The sequence below is a fragment of the Pseudomonas corrugata genome, from assembly GCF_050920615.1.
GTDB classification, from domain to species: domain Bacteria; phylum Pseudomonadota; class Gammaproteobacteria; order Pseudomonadales; family Pseudomonadaceae; genus Aquipseudomonas; species Aquipseudomonas corrugata.
Window position 1 is genome coordinate 5,425,142 of the sequence record NZ_CP130434.1, and the last position, 16,482, is coordinate 5,441,623.

The following is a 16,482-nucleotide window of genomic DNA, read 5'->3' on the forward strand; positions in this document are numbered from 1 at the left end:
GAGAGGGTCATCACCAGACCAACCCACCCTCTTCGTCGACGCCCTTCAGACGTGTCACATGCACAGCGGCAGCTTCATCGGCTTTGGCAGCGGTTTCGAACGTCTGCTCCTCGAGTATCTTGTGGAAGCGCGGAGCCCCGGAGCCACCGATGGCTTTGGTCGCAATGGCTGCATGGTAGCCACCGCCCTCCCGAGGAACGACCGCAGAGACAGCTTCAAAGGTTTCAAACGCTTTACGTGCCATGTTTTTTGCGCATCCTGGCGATGAGAAATGGAGAGTTATTAAACCTTCATCCAGCCAGTTTGTGTACCGTCGCCAGTGGCGCCTGGGCTGCGGACACTTCCCTGAAGGTGTGGAAATCCAGACTGCTTACCACCAGCTCCTGCACCAGCTCAGCGAAAATCCCCATGGCCGGGGAGTTGAAGTACGCATCCATCGCCTGCTGATCGACCCAAAGCCCGGACATCAGCCACAAATCGTCGTCGCATTGCGATTGTTGCAACGCAAAGTGCAGGCAACCAGGGGCTTGGCGCGAAGGCGCGATGAGTTTACTCAGTCGTACGCCCAATAAGTTGGAGCTTCCGGCGCGGGCCCGCACAAAAGCCATGTGACTGACGGGGATCTGTGTAGACATGTTCAACCCTCCCAGGTCATCCATTGTGCAGCCGGGAACAGCTGCGACAGGATTGAAGGTTAAGCGCCGCGATGCCAGGTTCGTTAGTCGATTTCTGCCGACGCCTTGCACAATCCTGCGTAAAAGTAGTTTGCAAAGCCGAAGCGCCCCGACAGGAACCGGACATTTTGAAACGAAAGATTTCAAGCAAGTTTCGGCAGCGTTGCAACAATCCGGCGCGATGGCCAGGCAGGATCAGGCAAGCTTTCAACAGGATGTGACTACCACGACGCCTTGCACAAACATAAGCTTTGCCCATCGCTTCTATTATCCGAGGATCCTGGCATGTCGCCGCTCGACCACGCCCACGTCCCCCTGGACCCGCATCTGGAACAACAGCGCGCCGAACTGGCGTCGATCATCGACCGCAATACCCGTGAAGACGGCAGCTACGCTACCGCCATCGGCTCATTGAATCTGTCTCGCCACAGCAAGCCCCATAAATTTGCACCGGTGCTGGCGCAGCCGGCGTTGTGCATCATGGCCCAGGGCAGCAAACAGGTACGACTGGCGGACGAACTGTTCAATTACGACCCGCTTCATTACCTGGTGGTCTCGGTTTCGATGCCGTTGAGCGGATGCATCGCCGACGTTTCGCCTGAACACCCGATCCTGGCTGTGCGCCTGGACATCGACCCGGCGGAAATTACCGCGCTGATCGCCGATGCCGGCCCGCTGGGCGTGCCGACCCGCCCAGCCGGTCGTGGCCTGTATGTCGAACGCCTGGACACGTCGATGCTAGACGCAGTGCTGCGTCTGGTGCGCCTGCTGGACCACCCCAAGGACATCACCATGCTCGCGCCCCTGGTGCGACGGGAAATCCTGTACCGACTGCTGCGCAGTCCACAGGGCTACCGGCTGTACGAAATCGCCATTGCCAACAGCCAGAGCCATCGCATCGGCCAGGCGATCAAATGGCTCAACGGTCACTTCGAACAGCCGCTGCGCATCGACGAACTGGCCCGGGAAGTGAACCTCAGCGTCTCGACCCTGCATCACCGTTTCAAAGCCATGACCGCCATGAGCCCGCTGCAATATCAGAAACAGTTGCGCCTGCAGGAAGCCCGGCGGCTGATGCTGGCCGAGGGGCTGGAAGCTTCGGCGGCAGGGTATCGAGTGGGTTATGAAAGCCCTTCGCAGTTCAGCCGCGAGTACAGCCGACTGTTTGGCGCACCGCCGTTGCGGGATCTGGCGCGGTTGCGGTTGACGGTTTGATTGGGCTTTTGCATTGGCTGTGCCGGCTTCATCGCGAGCAGGCTCGCTCCCACAGGGGGGACGCATTCCAATGTGGGGAGCCTGCTCGCGATGGGGCCAGACCAAGCCCCCACTTTTCCAGATCAAGCCTCCAGCAACCGACACGCATCTGCCGGCAGGGTCACCGACACCGCGTGCCCGATGCCCAGGTCCATTCCCTGGCAAGGCGTACTCAGCGCAGTGAATGAAACCCCGGAACACTCCACCGTGGTCTCGATGGTCGCGCCAATGTCACGCACGAATGTCACCTTGCCCAGCAAGCGGTTACCCGCCGTGGCCTGGGGAGTAGACAGCTGCACGTCTTCCGGGCGCACCAGCAACTTGATCTTCTCGCCAACAATCGGGCTACGGCTGGCCGGTACGTCCAGCACATCCCCGCCCGGCAGGCCGACACGCCCGCTGCCCAGCGTGGTCGCAGGAAAAATATTACCCGAGCCGATGAAGTCGGCGACGAACTCATTGGCTGGATGCCGATAGATCTCGATCGGCGTCCCCACCTGCTGCACCCGGTGCTCGCCCAGCACCACCACGATATCGGCCATGGTCATGGCCTCGCGCTGGTCGTGGGTCACCAGGATGGTGGTGATGTTCAGCCGCTGTTGCAGCTGGCGGATTTCCACCTGCATCGACTCACGCAGCTTGGCGTCGAGGGCAGACAGCGGTTCGTCCAACAGCAGGATTTTTGGCCGTGCGGCAATCGCCCGGGCAATTGCCACGCGCTGACGCTGGCCACCAGACAGTTTCGCCACGGGCCGGTCGATCATGGCCTGGAGCTGAATCAGCTCCAGCAGCTCCACCACCCGCGCCTGCTGCTCGGCCTTGCCCACGCCGCGCAGTTTCAGTGGATAGGCGATGTTCTCGCCGACGGTCATGTGGGGAAACAACGCCAGCGATTGAAAGACCATGCCGAAGTTGCGCAGGTGCGCCGGGGTATGACCGATGTCATCGCCATCCAGGCGGATCTCACCGCCGCTAAGGCTTTCCAGGCCGGCGATCATCCGCAGCAGCGTGGTCTTGCCGCAGCCCGAAGGCCCGAGAAAACAGACCAGCTTGCCTTCCGGCAAATGCAGGTTCACATCCTTTACCGCGCAAGCCGAGCCGTAATGTTTCTCGACGTTTTCCAGTATCAGTCCAGTCATGTCTTCACCTCGAAATCAAAAGGAAACGCCGCCCTCGCCCACCAGCTTCTCCAAGGCCCAGATCAGCACGAAGTCGATCAGCACGATGAGCACGGCAAACGAAAAAACAGTGGGGTCAAGCGACGACACGGTGCGGCTGTACATCCAGATCGGCACGGTCATGACGTCGACGGTGTAGAGAAAATAGGTCACGGTGAATTCGTTGAACGAGACAATAAATGCCAGAAGCATTCCGGCGAGGATGCCCGACTTCATCAACGGCACCACCACATCGACGATGGCCCGCTGCGGTGAGGCCCCGAGCATCCGCGCGGCTTCCTCGACTTCGCTACCGATGCCGAGCATGGCGGCGGTGCAGTTCTTCACCACGAACGGCAAGGCAAGGATGACGTGGGCAATGACCAGCCTTGAGGTGGTCATCTGAAATGGCAGGCTGTCGAACACCAACAGCAAAGCCAGACCCAGCACCACCATGGGGAACACCAACGGCAGCGACATCAATTGTAGCGCCACGGCCTTGCCCCGGAACTCACAACGGGTCAGTGCATAGGCCGCCGGCACCGCGATCAGCGTGGCGAAGATCATGGTCAGGCACGCCACCAGCAAGCTGGTGCCCATGGCCTGGCCCAGGCTCAGTACATCGCTGGTATCCGGGGAGACGAAGGTCTGCCAGGCGGCCCGATACCATTGCAGGCTGTAGCTGCTTGGCGGGAAGTCCAGGTTCGCCGCGCCGCTGAAGGACATGACGATCATGGTCAGGATCGGCAATACCGCCAGCAACAGAATGAGACCCGACAGCAGCCCCGCGATCCGACCGGTTTCACCGGGCAACAGCGACTGGCGTTTTTTACTCAACGCGCTCATTGAGAAGCCTCCAGCATCCGCCGACGGCGGCCGGTGAAATATTCGGACAGGGTCATGATCAGCAGCGTGGTGACGATCAACACCACCCCCGCGGCGGATGCGGCCGGCCAGTTCATCAACGGGGCAATCTGGTCATGGACCATCACTGCCAGCATCGGCACCCGTCTCCCGCCCAACAACAGCGGTACGACGAAGCTGCTGGCGTTGTAGGCGAACACCAGGGTCGCGCCGGTGATGATGCCGGGCAGGCTCATGGGCAACACCACTTGGCGAAACACCTGGAAGCGGCTGGCGCCGAGGGTGGCGGCCGCCTCCTCATAGCTGCGGGCCACCCCGCGCATGGCGCTGGCGATGGGCAATACGGCCAGGGGGAATGCGGTCTGGACCAAGCCCATCAGCACGCCGTTCTGGTTGTACAGCAACATGATCGGTCGCTTGATCAGGCCCAGGCCCATGAGCGCCTGGTTGAGCATGCCGGCCGGGCCGAGGATCACCAGCCAGCCGTAGCTTTGCAGCAGCAGGTTGACCAGCAGCGGCAACAGCACCGCCGCCAGGAACACCCGCCGCAGCAATGGCGAGGCCAGGCGCGACATGGTGTAAGCCACAGGGATCGCCAACAGCACGGCGATCACCGCGCTGATCAGTGCCAGGCGTAAGGTCAGCAACAGGGACTTGAGGTAATAGGGCTCCAGCAATTGCCCATAACTGGCAAGGCTGAACCCACTCCACTCCGCGCCCTTGGTGCCGACGCTCATGCGCAGTACCAACAGACTGGCGGCAATCAACACGCCCAGAAACAGCATCGACGGCGACAGGAAAAACCACGCCCGCGTCGTGGGCGAAATACTCCGGCTGGAACGCATTGGCGCAACGCTCTGCGGATGAGTTAACGGTTGGTGTTCCATGGCAAGGTCTCGTCAGTGGAAAACGACAGCACAAACACAACTTTTCGGTGGGAGCGGGCTTGCTCGCGAAGGCGCCGGCACAGCCACCATCTCCCTCAACTGACCCACCGCTATCGCGAGCAGGCTCGCTCCCACACTGGATCGCGGGTAGCCTACAGATCCCGCATCCCCCTATTCCCCTGTGGGAGCGAGCCTGCTCGCGATGACGCCGGCACAGCCACCATCTCCCTCAGCTGACCCACCGCTATCGCGAGCAGGTTCGCTCCCAAACTTGGATGTCGAGCGGGCCCGGCATCCAGTTCAGGAAGAGAAAATTTCCGTGTACCGGCGGATCCACTGGTCGTGCACCGTCGCCAGGAAGGCGTTGTCGTGCATGATCGCTTTGTCGGCGATTTGCTCCGGGGTGAGGATGTACGGGCTCTTGCGCGCTTCGGCGGAGATGATGGCCTTGGCGTTGACCGGGCCGTTGAAGATGTCTTCGGCCATCTTGCCCTGCACCAGCGGGTCGAGGGAGTGGTCGATGAAGGCGTAGGCCAGGTCGGTGTCGCCCGGGCGGTTCTTGGGCATGACCGAGAGCATCAGGTCAGTGTAGAAGCCTTCCTTCATACCGAACGTTGCTCCCAGACCATAGGCCGGGTCGCGGATCTGCTTGGGGAAAAACGCCGGCGCATATAAACCGCCCATGTCCAGGGAACCGGTACGGAACAGTTCGGCGATCTGGTTCGGGTTTTCGCCCAGGGTCACCACCCGTTCCTTGAGCTCGGCGAGTTTCTTGAAGCCCGGTTCGATGTTGTGTTCGTCACCGCCGGCCAGCTTGGCGGCGATGATGATCAGGTCCATGGCCTCGGTCCAGTTCGGCGGCGGCAAGAAGATATTCGGCGCCAGGTCCGCGTCCCAAAGCGCGGCGTAACTGTCCGGTGTCTGTTGCAAGGTGCGGGTGCTGTAGACCAGGCTGTTGCACCACAACAGATAACCGATGCCATGACCACCGGCACCGGTGCGGTAATGCTCCGGCACGTCCACCAGATTGGGGATGCGGTTCAGGTCCGGCTTTTCCAACAGACCCGCCGCAGCCAGTCCCTCGGCGCCGACGCCGGCCAGGGTGATGATGTCGTACTGCGGCCGGTCGCCACCGGCCTTGAGTTTGGCGACCATTTCCGAGGTGCTGCCGGTGCGGTCGGCGATGACCTTGGCCCCGGTCTTGGCCTCGAAGGTTGCGGCGATGTTACGCAGCGCAGCCAGCCCGGTGTCGTCGGACCAGGTCAGCAGACGCAGGGTCTTGCCGACGAACCGTGTATCGCTGGCCCGGGCGCTGATGAAAGGCACGCTCATGGCGGCGGCCGCGACCGACACTACGCTTGCGGTCTTGATGAATTGACGTCTGTTCAGATCATGCTTGCCCATGGAGGACTCCCTTTGTTTTTCTAAGTATGAGGTGGCTGAAAACCGTTGCGCCCTAGCGGTTCGAGATCGATCAAAGCCCGATGCTGCAAGGAGTTTGTCGTTGTCGAAGGCCATCCTGGGGTTGCACAAAATCCCTGACTATCGAAAAAAACTCATTGAAGCCATGTCCCTGGCGCATGCCTTTTTTCGAGGCATGCGCGACCCGATAACGTGCTGTCAGACCGCCCGGATCACATGCTTGATTTCCTGGAATGCCGCCAATCCCCAGGGTCCCAACTCGCGGCCCAGACTGCTCTGCTTGTAGCCACCCCACGCCGCCTGGGGAAAGATCACCTGGGGCGCGTTGATCCACACCAGGCCCGCCTGCAAAGCGTTGGCGACCTGCTCGGCAGCGTCGAGATCACGGCTGACCACGCTGGCCACCAGGCCGAAACGGCTGTCATTGGCAAGCGCAATGGCCTGTTCCACGCCGCTGAAACGGCGCACGCACAGCACCGGTCCAAAAATCTCCTCGCACCACAGCGCACTGTCTGGGGGCACGTCGGTGAAGATCGTCGGCTGAAGAAAAAAGCCTCGCGACAGATGCGTCGGGCGCTGGCCGCCGCACACCAGCGTCGCACCCGCGCTCACGCCCCGGTCGATATGCCCCAGCACCCGTTGGTATTGCGCCTGATTGACCAACGCGCCCATTTCCACGTCCGGATCGAACGGATCGGCCACGCGAATCGCCTCGGCGCGGATCTTGAGCCGCTGCAGGAAGTCATCGGCCAGCTCATCAGCGACCAGCACCCGGCTGGTGGCCGAGCACATCTGTCCGGCATTGAAGAAGCCGCCACCACAGGCCAACTCCACGGCCAGTTCCAGATCAGCATCGGCCAACACCAGCAGAGACGATTTGCCGCCCAGCTCCAGGCTCACGCCCTTCACCGTTTCCGCCGCCCGTTGCATCACCTGCACACCCACCGCGTTGCTGCCGGTGAAGGAAATCTTCGCCACCCGCGGATCGGCGGCCAACGGCGCCCCCACGGCCAGGCCAGTCCCACAGATCAGGTTGAAGACCCCATCGGGCAAGCCGCAGTCAGCGATGATCGAGGCCAGCTCCAGCTCCGGCAACGGCGTGACCTCAGAGGGTTTGAGCACCACGCAGCAGCCGGCGGCCAGGGCCGGTGCGAGTTTCCAGGCGGTGGTGACCATCGGGAAATTCCACGGCACGATCAAGCCGACCACACCGCAAGGTTCGCGACGCAGGCGCGCGCTGAAATCATCGCTGGGCAAGGCCAGCGAACTGTCCTGCCGGATGTCCAAGCCTTCGGCCAGCTCGGCGTAATATTCGAAGGTCGCCACCACATCATCGACATCGATGGCTGCCTCGAACAGCGGCTTGCCGTTGTTGCGCGATTGCAATTGCATCAACTGCGCGCGACCGGCCTGCACGCCAGCGGCGATACGACGCAGGATCGCGCCGCGCTCGGCCCCCGTGGTTTTCGACCATGGGCCAAAGGCCTGGGTCGCGGCGTCCAGGGCTTGATCGACCGCGCGTTCATCACCGCCATGAACAGTGGTCAGCAATGCCTCGGTCGCCGGGTTGATCACCCGTAAATACTGCTCACCGCGAAACCACTGGCCGTTGATGTACAGCCCTTCCAATGCTGTGGGAAGAGTCATTGCGACACCCCGCTCATCCAACGCGCCTGATCGATTTCGATCAGCGTCGGACCTTGCCGGTCGCTGGCCGCGAGCAGTGCGGTATGCAGTTGCGCCACATCATCGACGGTTTCGGCAGCGCAGCCCAAGGCTTTGGCGACACCGATGAAGTCCGGGGTATAGATGTCCACGCCCACCGGTTCGATGGCGCGGTTGACCATGTATTTCTTGATCTCTTCGTAGCCTTGGTTATTCCACAGCAGCACAATCACCGGCACCCGCGCTTCCACGGCGCTGGCCAGCTCCGGCAGGGTGAATTGCAGGCCACCGTCACCGATCAGGCACACCACCGGGGGGCGACCATGGCCCTGGTTCTTGCCGCCAAGCCAGGCGCCAATCGCCGCCGGCAACGCATAGCCGAGGGTGCCGTAGCCGGTGGACGAGTTGAACCAGCGCCGCGGACGCTCCGGGTTGAACGTCAGGTTGCCGGTGTACACCGGTTGGGTGGAGTCGCCGACGAAGACCGCCTCAGGCAGCGTTTGCAGAACGCTGTCGAGAAAAGCGCTCTGGGCGCGGACCGCAGCGTCCCAACTGCCTTCCAGCTCGGCACGCAACCGGGTAGCACGAACAGCGCCCCAATCGTTGCTGCGCTCGGCCAAAGGTTGCCGGTTCAACTCATCGAGCAAGGCCCCGGCGGCGGTGCGGGCATCGGCCACCAGCGCCAGGCGCGGCGGATAGTTGCGCACGGTCTGGTCCGGGTCGATGTCGATGCGCAGCAGCGCACCAGGGAGCTCGAAGCCCCCGGCAAAAGTGATGTCGTAGTCGGTTTCGGCCAGCTCGGTGCCGATGGCCAGCACCACATCCGCTTCGGCCACCAATGTGCGGGTGGCCACCAGGCTCTGGGTAGAGCCGATCAACAAGGGATGACGGGACGGCAGCAAGCCCTTGGCATTGATGGTCAACGCCACCGGTGCGCCCAGACGTTCGGCCAGTTCGGTCAATTCGGCGGCGGCGTCGATGGCGCCACCGCCGGCCAGGATCAGTGGCCGTCTGGCCGAGGCCAGCATCGCCGTCATCTGTTTCACCGCACCCGGCGCAGCGCCGGCGCGATCGACGCTCACGGGCATACTGGCGAGCAAGGCATCGGCGTCTTCGACCAGCACGTCCAAGGGGATTTCGATGTGCACCGGCCGCGGCCGCCCGGCCTGGAACACGGCGAAGGCCCGGGCCAGAACGCTGGGCAATTCAGCCGCGGACATCAGCGTGTGGGAAAACGCCGCGACACCGCCCACCAGCGCAGCCTGATTCGGCAACTCATGCAACTTGCCGCGTCCGCCACCCAGCTGGCTGCGCGACTGGACGCTGGAGATCACCAGCATCGGGATCGAATCGGCGTAGGCCTGGCCCATGGCGGTGGTGATATTGGTCATGCCAGGGCCGGTGATGATGAAACACACGCCGGGTTTACCGCTGACGCGCGCGTAACCGTCGGCCATGAAGCCTGCGCCCTGTTCATGGCGCGGCGTCACGTGGCGAATGCTTGACCGGGCCAGCCCGCGATACAGCTCGACGGTGTGCACGCCGGGAATGCCGAACACCTGCTCCACGCCATAGCCTTCGAGTAACTTGACCAATACTTCGCCGCACGTTGCCATTGCCACTGCCCTTCTTTCTTGTCTTGGAATGGGCTCATTGAACGGTCAGGCCATAGCGGCAACAATGGATAAAAAGTCATACTAGCCATGTCCTCACGTCATGGCTTGGATCCAAATGAAACGACTCCCTCCGCTTCCAGCGCTGCACACGTTTCTGATCACGGCCCAATGCTGCAACTTCACCCGGGCCGCCGAACAGTTGCACATTACCCAGGGCGCGGTGAGTCGGCAGATCGCCGGATTGGAGGATCATCTGGGCTACGCGCTGTTCCAGCGCCAGGCCCGCGGCCTGACCCTCACACCTGAAGGGACGGCGTGGTTGCCACAGGTGCAGCAGGTGTTCCGCTTGATCGGCGACGCGGTGGAGCAGATCGGTGAGAAGCGCCAGACCCTGCAACTCAAGGCGCCGACCTGTGTGATGCGCTGGCTGCTGCCGCGCTTATTGCAATGGCAGAAGGAACGGCCGGATGTGCCGGTGGAGCTGACCACCACGGTCAGGCATGGCGTGGACTTCCAGCGCGAGGCCTTCGACGCAGCCGTGGTCTACGGCCCGCCACCCGACACCTCATTGGCGTGTCTGCATCTGTTCGATGAACAGCTGACGCCGGTTTGCTCCCGATCGGTACTGGACGGCCCCGTGCCGCTGCATGAACCCGCCGACCTGCAGCAACACCTGCTGTTGCATCCCACCCGCGATGCGCGCGACTGGACTGCCTGGCTGGATGCCGCCGAGATTCACGTGAGCAATGTCAGCAAGGGCCAGCATTTCGAAACCCTGGATCTGGCGATGTCCATGGCCTCACAGGGCACGGGCGTGGCGATAGGCGACTGGTCGCTGATCGGCGATGACCTGAGCGCCGGGCGGCTGGTGATGCCGTTCGAGCTGAAGGTCAGGACCGGGTTGGGTTATTACCTGGTGCTCCCGCGCAAGGCCCAGGCGTCGGAGCCGTTGCAGGAGTTGATGGGGTGGTTGGTGGAGCAGGCCCGGTCGCGGTGAAATCCTGCAGATACTCCTTTGTGGCGAAGGGATTTATCCCCTCGCCACAGGAGATCGCTACAACGTTCGAATCCTCTATCAGAGCAGATTCGGCGCCTGTACCGGTTCGACCTGCGCCCAGTGCGAGGTGTCTTCGCGATGCTCTTGCAGATAGGGCAACACCGCTCCCAGCAGCGGCTCCTTGAAAGCCTCCTGGAAACGATGGGCCAGGCCCGGGATCAACTTCAACTGACTGCCGCGGATATGCGCCGCCAGATGGACGCCGTGCATCACCGGCAATAACGGGTCGGCGGTGCCATGAACCACCAGGGTCGGCACCCGCAATTGATTGAGCAACTCGACCCGGCTCGGCTCGGCCATGATCGCCATGATCTGGCGTTGCACACCTTCGGGGTTGAACGCCCGATCATAGGCGACAGCAGCCTGATGCAGCAGCGCCTGGCGATCATCGATCACCATGGGGCTACCCAGGGCGGCCAGCAGGTCAGCCTGTTGCTCCAGCGCTACCTCACGATTCGGCGCACTGCGTCGGGACAGCAAGCGCACCAGCGTTTCGCTAGGCGCCGGCAAGCCGGCGGCACTGGAGCTGGTCATGATCAGGGTCAGGCTTTCGACCCGCTGCGGCGCCATCGCGGCCATGTGCTGGGCGATCATGCCCCCCATGCTCGCCCCCAGCAGATGAAAATTCTGCACGTGCAACGCGTCCATCAGCCCCAGGCCATCATTGGCCATGTCTGTGAGGGAGTAAGGCGCGTCAACCGTCAAGCCCAGTTTGTAGCGAAGCGCTTCGAAAGTCAGGTTGGCGCTGCCCGGCGCCTGCCGCCAGGTGGACAAGCCCACGTCCCGGTTGTCGTAGCGGATCACCCGAAAGCCCTGTTCGCACAGGGCAACCACCACTTCATCCGGCCAATGGATCAATTGCCCACCCAGCCCCATCACCAGCAACAAAGCAGGATCGGAGGCACGGCCAATGCTCTGGTAGGCCAGGCTCACCTGATCCAGATCGACCCGTTGGGTCGGAACGTTGACCTCACAGCGAGACGCCGCAATCGACGGCAGGCCGAACAACAGGACGGCCAGGAAAATAAACACACGCATGAAGAAACACCAAAACGCAGAGCCCCAGTAGAGCGTGAGTCTGATGAAGTTTGTTCAAGCGCGCTGCCACAGTTGCGTGACAGTTTGATGAAGATTACCGAGTGGTTCCTGCGGTGTGAGTTTTCTGTGGGAGCAAAGCTTGCTCGCGATGGGGCCAAGTCAGCCAACAATGATACTGGCTGGTCCGCCGCCATCGCGAGCAAGCTTTGCTCCCACAAGTTTCCTCAGCGCTCACAGGTACAGCCAAGCTCCGCAGTTACTCAGGCTAGCTGCCCCCGCAACTGTCGCGCCGCCGCCACCATGTTCACCAGCGCCGCTTCGGTTTCCGGCCACGCCCGGGTCTTCAGGCCGCAGTCGGGGTTGATCCACAGGTGCCCGGCGGGAATCCGCTTCACGGCCTTGTTCATCAAGCCGACCATCTCGGCGGTGTCCGGCACCCGCGGCGAGTGGATGTCGTAGATGCCCGGGCCGATATCGTTCGGGTAGTCGAACGCTTCGAAAGCCTCCAGCAATTCCATGTCCGAACGCGAGGTTTCAATAGTGATGACGTCGGCGTCCATGGCAGCGATGGCCTGGATCACGTCATTGAATTCGCTGTAGCACATGTGGGTATGGATCTGGGTTTCGTCACGCACACCCGATGCGCTCAAGCGGAAGGCTTCCACCGCCCAATCCAGGTATTCCTGCCATTGCCCGCGCCGCAACGGCAGACCTTCGCGGAACGCGGCCTCGTCGATCTGCACGATGCTGATCCCGGCCGCTTCCAGATCCACCACCTCGTCACGCAGGGCCAGGGCCAGTTGCTGTGCCTGGACCCGACGCGGCACGTCCTCGCGGGGAAACGACCACATCAGCATGGTCACGGGGCCGGTGAGCATGCCCTTCATGACCTTGTCGGTCAGGCTTTGCGCGTAGCGGATCCAGTCGACGGTCATGGCTTTCGGCCGGCTGATGTCGCCGTAGATGATCGCCGGTTTCACACATCGCGAACCGTAGCTCTGCACCCAGCCGAAACGGGTGAAGGCGTAGCCGTCCAGTTGCTCGGCGAAATACTCCACCATGTCGTTGCGCTCGGCTTCTCCATGGACCAGCACATCCAGACCGAGGCGCTCCTGGATCTGCACGGCGTGGCGAATTTCGGTGTGCATGGCGTCCTGATAGTCGTTGGCCGATAGTTTGCCCTGCTTGTAGGCCTGACGCGCCAGACGAATCGCCGGGGTTTGCGGGAAAGAGCCGATGGTGGTCGTTGGAAACGCCGGCAATTTCAGGCGTGCCCGCTGCTGTTCGATGCGCTGGGCAAACGGCGAACGTCGTTGGCTGTCCTGCGGCTTGATGGCCGCCAGACGCGCCTGGACCTCGGGCTTGTGGATACGCGTCGAGGCGGCGCGGCTCGCCTGCATCTCACGGCTGGTGGCCAACGCCTGTTGCACACCGGGGGCTTGCGGATCGTTCAATGCGTCACGCAACACCGCCACTTCGCCGCACTTCTGCACCGCGAAGGCCAACCAGCTCTTGAGCTCCGGGTCCAGTCGGTCTTCACGCTCCAGGTCCACCGGACTGTGCAGCAACGAGCATGACGTGCTGACCCAGAGGTTGTCACCAAAACGCTCCTGGGCCGGCCGCAACTGCGCCAGGGCCTGTTCCAGCTCGCAGCGCCAGACGTTACGGCCATTGACCAGGCCCACCGAGAGGATCTTGTAGGTCGGGAGGCGGTCCAAGACCTGGCCCAGTTGCTCCGGCGCACGCACTGCATCGATGTGCAAGCCGTCCACCGGCAGGCTCACGGCCAGGCCGAGATTGTCTTGCAGGCCACTGAAATAAGTCGCTACCAACTTCTTCAGCGGCGAATACTGGAGGATGTGATAGGCCCGCTCGAAGGCACTGCGCCAGGCCACAGGCAGGTCAAGGGTGAGGATCGGCTCGTCGATCTGCACCCATTCCACGCCTTGGGCCTTCAAGCGATTGAGGATTTCACCATAGACCGGCAGCAGGCGTTCCAGCAGGTCAAGCTTGTCGAAATCCTGTCCCTTGGCCTTGCCCAGCCACAGATAAGTCAGCGGACCGATGACCACCGGTTTGACCCGGTGCCCCAAGGCATGAGCCTCGTCCACTTCATCGAACAGTTGTTCCCAGCTCAAGGCGAAGGTCTGGTCGACGGAAAACTCCGGGACCAGGTAGTGGTAGTTGGTGTCGAACCACTTGGTCAGCTCCTGGGCATGTTGCGTCTGACCGTGGTGGGCATCGCAGCAGGCCGGCGTGGCGCCACGGGCCATGGCGAACAGGGTGTCCAGGGTCGGCCGGCCCTGAGGGTTCAGCGTGTTGTGAAATCGCGCAGGAACCGCGCCCAGGGTCAGCGTGTGGCCGAGTACCTGGTCGTACCAGGCGAAATCCCCCACCGGCAGCAGGTCGATCCCGGCGTCTTTCTGCAATTGCCAGTGCCGGGCCCGCAGTTCACGGCCGACGCTCTGCAACGCAGCCGGCGCCAGGTCGCCTTTCCAATAGGCTTCGAGGGCTTTTTTCAGTTCGCGGTCGGCGCCGATGCGGGGAAAACCGAGGGTGTGGGCCAGGGCCATGGTAAGAGTCCTCCTGTAAAAGATGACGCCATTGTCGACAGTCGACCCTACATGAGACAAACTCAACCTTTTCGTGTTGATCACAAGTTTTACTCATGGAGCAATTCCGGTGCTTGAACTCCGCCACCTCAAGACCCTGCACGCCCTGCGCGAAGCCGACAGCCTGGTAGAAGCAGCCGAACGCCTGCACCTGACCCAGTCCGCTCTTTCCCACCAGTTCAAAGAACTGGAGGAACGCCTGGGGATGCAGTTATTCGTGCGCAAGACCAAACCGGTGCGGTTCACCAGCGCCGGCCTGCGCTTGTTGCAACTGGCCGACGCCACCCTGCCATTGCTGCGCAGCGCCGAGCGAGACATTGCCCGGCTGGCCGGTGGCACCGCCGGCCGTTTGCACATGGCCATCGAATGCCACAGCTGTTTCCAGTGGCTGATGCCCACCATCGACCAGTTCCGCGATGCCTGGCCGGAAGTCGAACTGGACCTGGCCTCGGGCTTTGCTTTCGCCCCGCTGCCGGCCCTGGCCCGTGGCGACCTGGATCTGGTGGTGACGTCCGACCCACTGGAACTGGCGGGTATCACCTACGTGCCGCTGTTCACTTACGAAGCAATGCTCGCCGTGGCCAACCAGCATCGGCTGGCGGGCAAACCGTATATCGTGCCCGAAGACCTGCTCAGCGAAACCCTGATCACCTACCCAGTGGAACGGGATCGACTGGACATCTTCACCCGCTTCCTCGAGCCGGCCGACATCGAACCAGCCCAGGTCCGCACGTCCGAGCTGACGGTGATGATGATGCAACTGGTGGCCAGCGGCCGTGGCGTCTGCGGCATGCCCCACTGGGCTCTGCATGAATACAGTTCACGGGGTTACGTGAAGGCCAAGCGGCTGGGGGAGAAAGGCCTGTTCGCCACGCTGTACGCGGCGGTTCGCACCGACATGCTCGATGCACCGTACATGCGCGACTTCCTCTTGACGGCCAAGGACACTTCGTTTTCCACGTTGGATGGGGTCAGTGCCGTTCGGTGATACCGGGGCGCCGCTATCGCGAGCAGGCTCGCTCCCACAGGGGCTGCGTTGGCCTCACTGTCTGTATGCACACACATCCAAATGTGGGAGCGAGCCTGCTCGCGATGGCGCCTCAGAGCTCGCGCCACATATGGATCTTGTCGAAATACTCGTCATCCACCCGTATCGCCATCGGCTCCAGGCCGTAGAGCACGAAACCGCAGCGTTGGTAGAGCTTGAGCGCCGGATCGTTACCCGCGGTGACGGTCAATTGCACCAGGTGCAGGAAGGTATGGCGACGGGCTTCGTCAAGCGCGGCCTCCAGCAGTTGCTGGCCAAGCCCATGGTGACGATGGGCATCGACGACGTACATGCCAAACAACGTCGCCTTGTGTCGGGCTTTCTGCCGGGGTTCGAGGGCCAGGCCGACGATACCGGCCAGTTCATCCTCGACGAATGCCCCCAGCACCACATCGAACCGGCTGGTCAGGCGAGACTCCCACCAGTTCATGGGCATCGTCGCCCGCTCGCTGACGCTGGAGGTGAAAGCCTGCGGATGCAACCCATAGGCCTGGAGCATCAGCTCGCGATAAGCCGGTGCATCGCCGGCCCGCAGCCGCCGGATGCTCATGCGGCCCGCCGTTGCTCAAGCATCAGCCGCAGCGCCAGCGCGCCCAGCACAAAACCCATGAAATAACGCTGCAGCGCCAGCCAGGTGGGGTTATGAACGAACCACGAAGCAATGCCGGCAGCGAACAGTGCAATCAGCAGGTTGACGCTGAAACTGACGCTGATCTGGGTCAGCCCGAGGATCAGGCTCTGGGTGAACAGCGACCCATGCTCCGGGCTGATGAACTGGGGAAATACCGACAGGTAGAACACCGCGATCTTCGGATTCAGGGCACTGGTGAGAAAGCCCATGGTGATCAGCTTGCGCGTCGAGTCCGCGGGCAACGACTGTGCCTGGAACGGCGAACGCGCACCTGGTTTTACGGCCTGCCAGGCCAGCCACAACAGGTACAGCGCACCGACCCACTTCAGGATTTCATAGGCCATGGGCACGGCCAGGAAAACCGCTGTCAGCCCCGCCGCGGCCGCCAACACGTGCACAAAGAACCCCGCCACCACCCCCAGCAAGGAAATCACGCCGGCCTTACGGCCCTGGCAGATCGAACGGGAAATCAGATAGATCATGTTCGGGCCGGGCGTGAGGACCATCAGTAACGCGGCAGCGGCAAAAACCAGCAGGTCCGGCAAGGGAATCATGTG

The 16,482-nt window shown here is 62.3% G+C and carries 15 protein-coding genes; 3 read left to right on the forward strand and 12 right to left on the reverse strand.

Annotated elements, in window-relative coordinates; translation table 11 throughout:
- Nucleotides 1–10 precede the first annotated feature (10 nt).
- Both QZH45_RS24210 and QZH45_RS24215 read right to left on the reverse strand, forming a co-directional pair.
- A complete protein-coding gene (locus tag QZH45_RS24210; RefSeq protein WP_024780942.1) occupies nt 11–244 on the reverse strand; it encodes a hypothetical protein in 234 nt (77 codons plus the stop codon).
- 46 nt (nt 245–290) lie between these two features.
- Nucleotides 291–635 (reverse strand): putative quinol monooxygenase, encoded by a 345-nt coding sequence (locus QZH45_RS24215; RefSeq protein ID WP_024780941.1) that lies wholly within the window; start codon nt 633–635, stop codon nt 291–293.
- Between the two features lie 324 nt (nt 636–959).
- On the opposite strand from QZH45_RS24215, the gene QZH45_RS24220 reads away from it, so the two are divergent.
- Nucleotides 960–1,889 (forward strand): AraC family transcriptional regulator, encoded by a 930-nt coding sequence (locus QZH45_RS24220; protein ID WP_024780940.1) that lies wholly within the window; start codon nt 960–962, stop codon nt 1,887–1,889.
- Between the two features lie 122 nt (nt 1,890–2,011).
- Here the strand turns inward: QZH45_RS24220 and QZH45_RS24225 are convergent, their stop codons facing one another.
- The 6 genes from QZH45_RS24225 to QZH45_RS24250 all read right to left on the reverse strand — a co-directional run bounded on the left by QZH45_RS24225 (nt 2,012) and on the right by QZH45_RS24250 (nt 9,539).
- Entirely contained in the window at nt 2,012–3,067 is a 1,056-nt protein-coding gene (locus QZH45_RS24225) for an ABC transporter ATP-binding protein (protein WP_024780939.1), read from the reverse strand.
- Between the two features lie 15 nt (nt 3,068–3,082).
- Nucleotides 3,083–3,931: an ABC transporter permease gene (locus QZH45_RS24230; RefSeq protein ID WP_024780938.1), complete on the reverse strand. Its 849-nt coding sequence runs from the start codon at nt 3,929–3,931 to the stop codon at nt 3,083–3,085.
- On the reverse strand, nt 3,928–4,836 hold the full coding sequence (locus QZH45_RS24235) for an ABC transporter permease (RefSeq protein ID WP_024780937.1): 909 nt from the start codon (nt 4,834–4,836) through the stop codon (nt 3,928–3,930). The genes QZH45_RS24230 and QZH45_RS24235 overlap by 4 nt, the downstream gene beginning before the upstream one ends.
- Nucleotides 4,837–5,136: 300 nt before the next feature.
- Nucleotides 5,137–6,240 (reverse strand): extracellular solute-binding protein, encoded by a 1,104-nt coding sequence (locus QZH45_RS24240; protein WP_024780936.1) that lies wholly within the window; start codon nt 6,238–6,240, stop codon nt 5,137–5,139.
- Between the two features lie 216 nt (nt 6,241–6,456).
- The gene (locus QZH45_RS24245; RefSeq protein WP_024780935.1) at nt 6,457–7,905 is read right to left on the reverse strand and encodes an aldehyde dehydrogenase family protein; all 1,449 of its coding nucleotides are present in this window, start codon (nt 7,903–7,905) and stop codon (nt 6,457–6,459) included.
- Nucleotides 7,902–9,539: a 5-guanidino-2-oxopentanoate decarboxylase gene (locus QZH45_RS24250; RefSeq protein ID WP_024780934.1), complete on the reverse strand. Its 1,638-nt coding sequence runs from the start codon at nt 9,537–9,539 to the stop codon at nt 7,902–7,904. Before QZH45_RS24250 ends, QZH45_RS24245 begins: the two co-directional genes overlap by 4 nt.
- A gap of 115 nt (nt 9,540–9,654) precedes the next feature.
- On the opposite strand from QZH45_RS24250, the gene QZH45_RS24255 reads away from it, so the two are divergent.
- Nucleotides 9,655–10,536, forward strand: coding sequence for a LysR substrate-binding domain-containing protein (locus QZH45_RS24255; protein ID WP_053192496.1), 882 nt, complete (start codon nt 9,655–9,657; stop codon nt 10,534–10,536).
- A 78-nt stretch (nt 10,537–10,614) separates the two neighbouring features.
- Here QZH45_RS24255 and QZH45_RS24260 read toward each other — a convergent pair whose 3' ends face one another.
- Both QZH45_RS24260 and metE read right to left on the reverse strand, forming a co-directional pair.
- The gene (locus tag QZH45_RS24260) at nt 10,615–11,634 is read right to left on the reverse strand and encodes an alpha/beta fold hydrolase (RefSeq protein ID WP_055136250.1); all 1,020 of its coding nucleotides are present in this window, start codon (nt 11,632–11,634) and stop codon (nt 10,615–10,617) included.
- A 260-nt stretch (nt 11,635–11,894) separates the two neighbouring features.
- Nucleotides 11,895–14,207 carry a 5-methyltetrahydropteroyltriglutamate--homocysteine S-methyltransferase gene (metE, locus tag QZH45_RS24265; RefSeq protein WP_055136249.1) on the reverse strand — a complete coding sequence of 771 codons (2,313 nt, stop codon included), beginning with the start codon at nt 14,205–14,207 and terminating at the stop codon, nt 11,895–11,897.
- 109 nt (nt 14,208–14,316) lie between these two features.
- Here metE and metR point away from each other — a divergent pair, with 109 nt between their 5' ends.
- Complete coding sequence (gene metR / locus QZH45_RS24270; protein WP_024780930.1) at nt 14,317–15,234, forward strand: transcriptional regulator MetR; 918 nt, start codon at nt 14,317–14,319, stop codon at nt 15,232–15,234.
- A 112-nt stretch (nt 15,235–15,346) separates the two neighbouring features.
- Here the strand turns inward: metR and QZH45_RS24275 are convergent, their stop codons facing one another.
- A complete protein-coding gene (locus tag QZH45_RS24275) occupies nt 15,347–15,844 on the reverse strand; it encodes a GNAT family N-acetyltransferase (protein ID WP_055136248.1) in 498 nt (165 codons plus the stop codon).
- On the reverse strand, nt 15,841–16,479 hold the full coding sequence (locus tag QZH45_RS24280) for a LysE family translocator (protein WP_024780928.1): 639 nt from the start codon (nt 16,477–16,479) through the stop codon (nt 15,841–15,843). The genes QZH45_RS24275 and QZH45_RS24280 overlap by 4 nt, the downstream gene beginning before the upstream one ends.
- Nucleotides 16,480–16,482 lie beyond the last annotated feature (3 nt).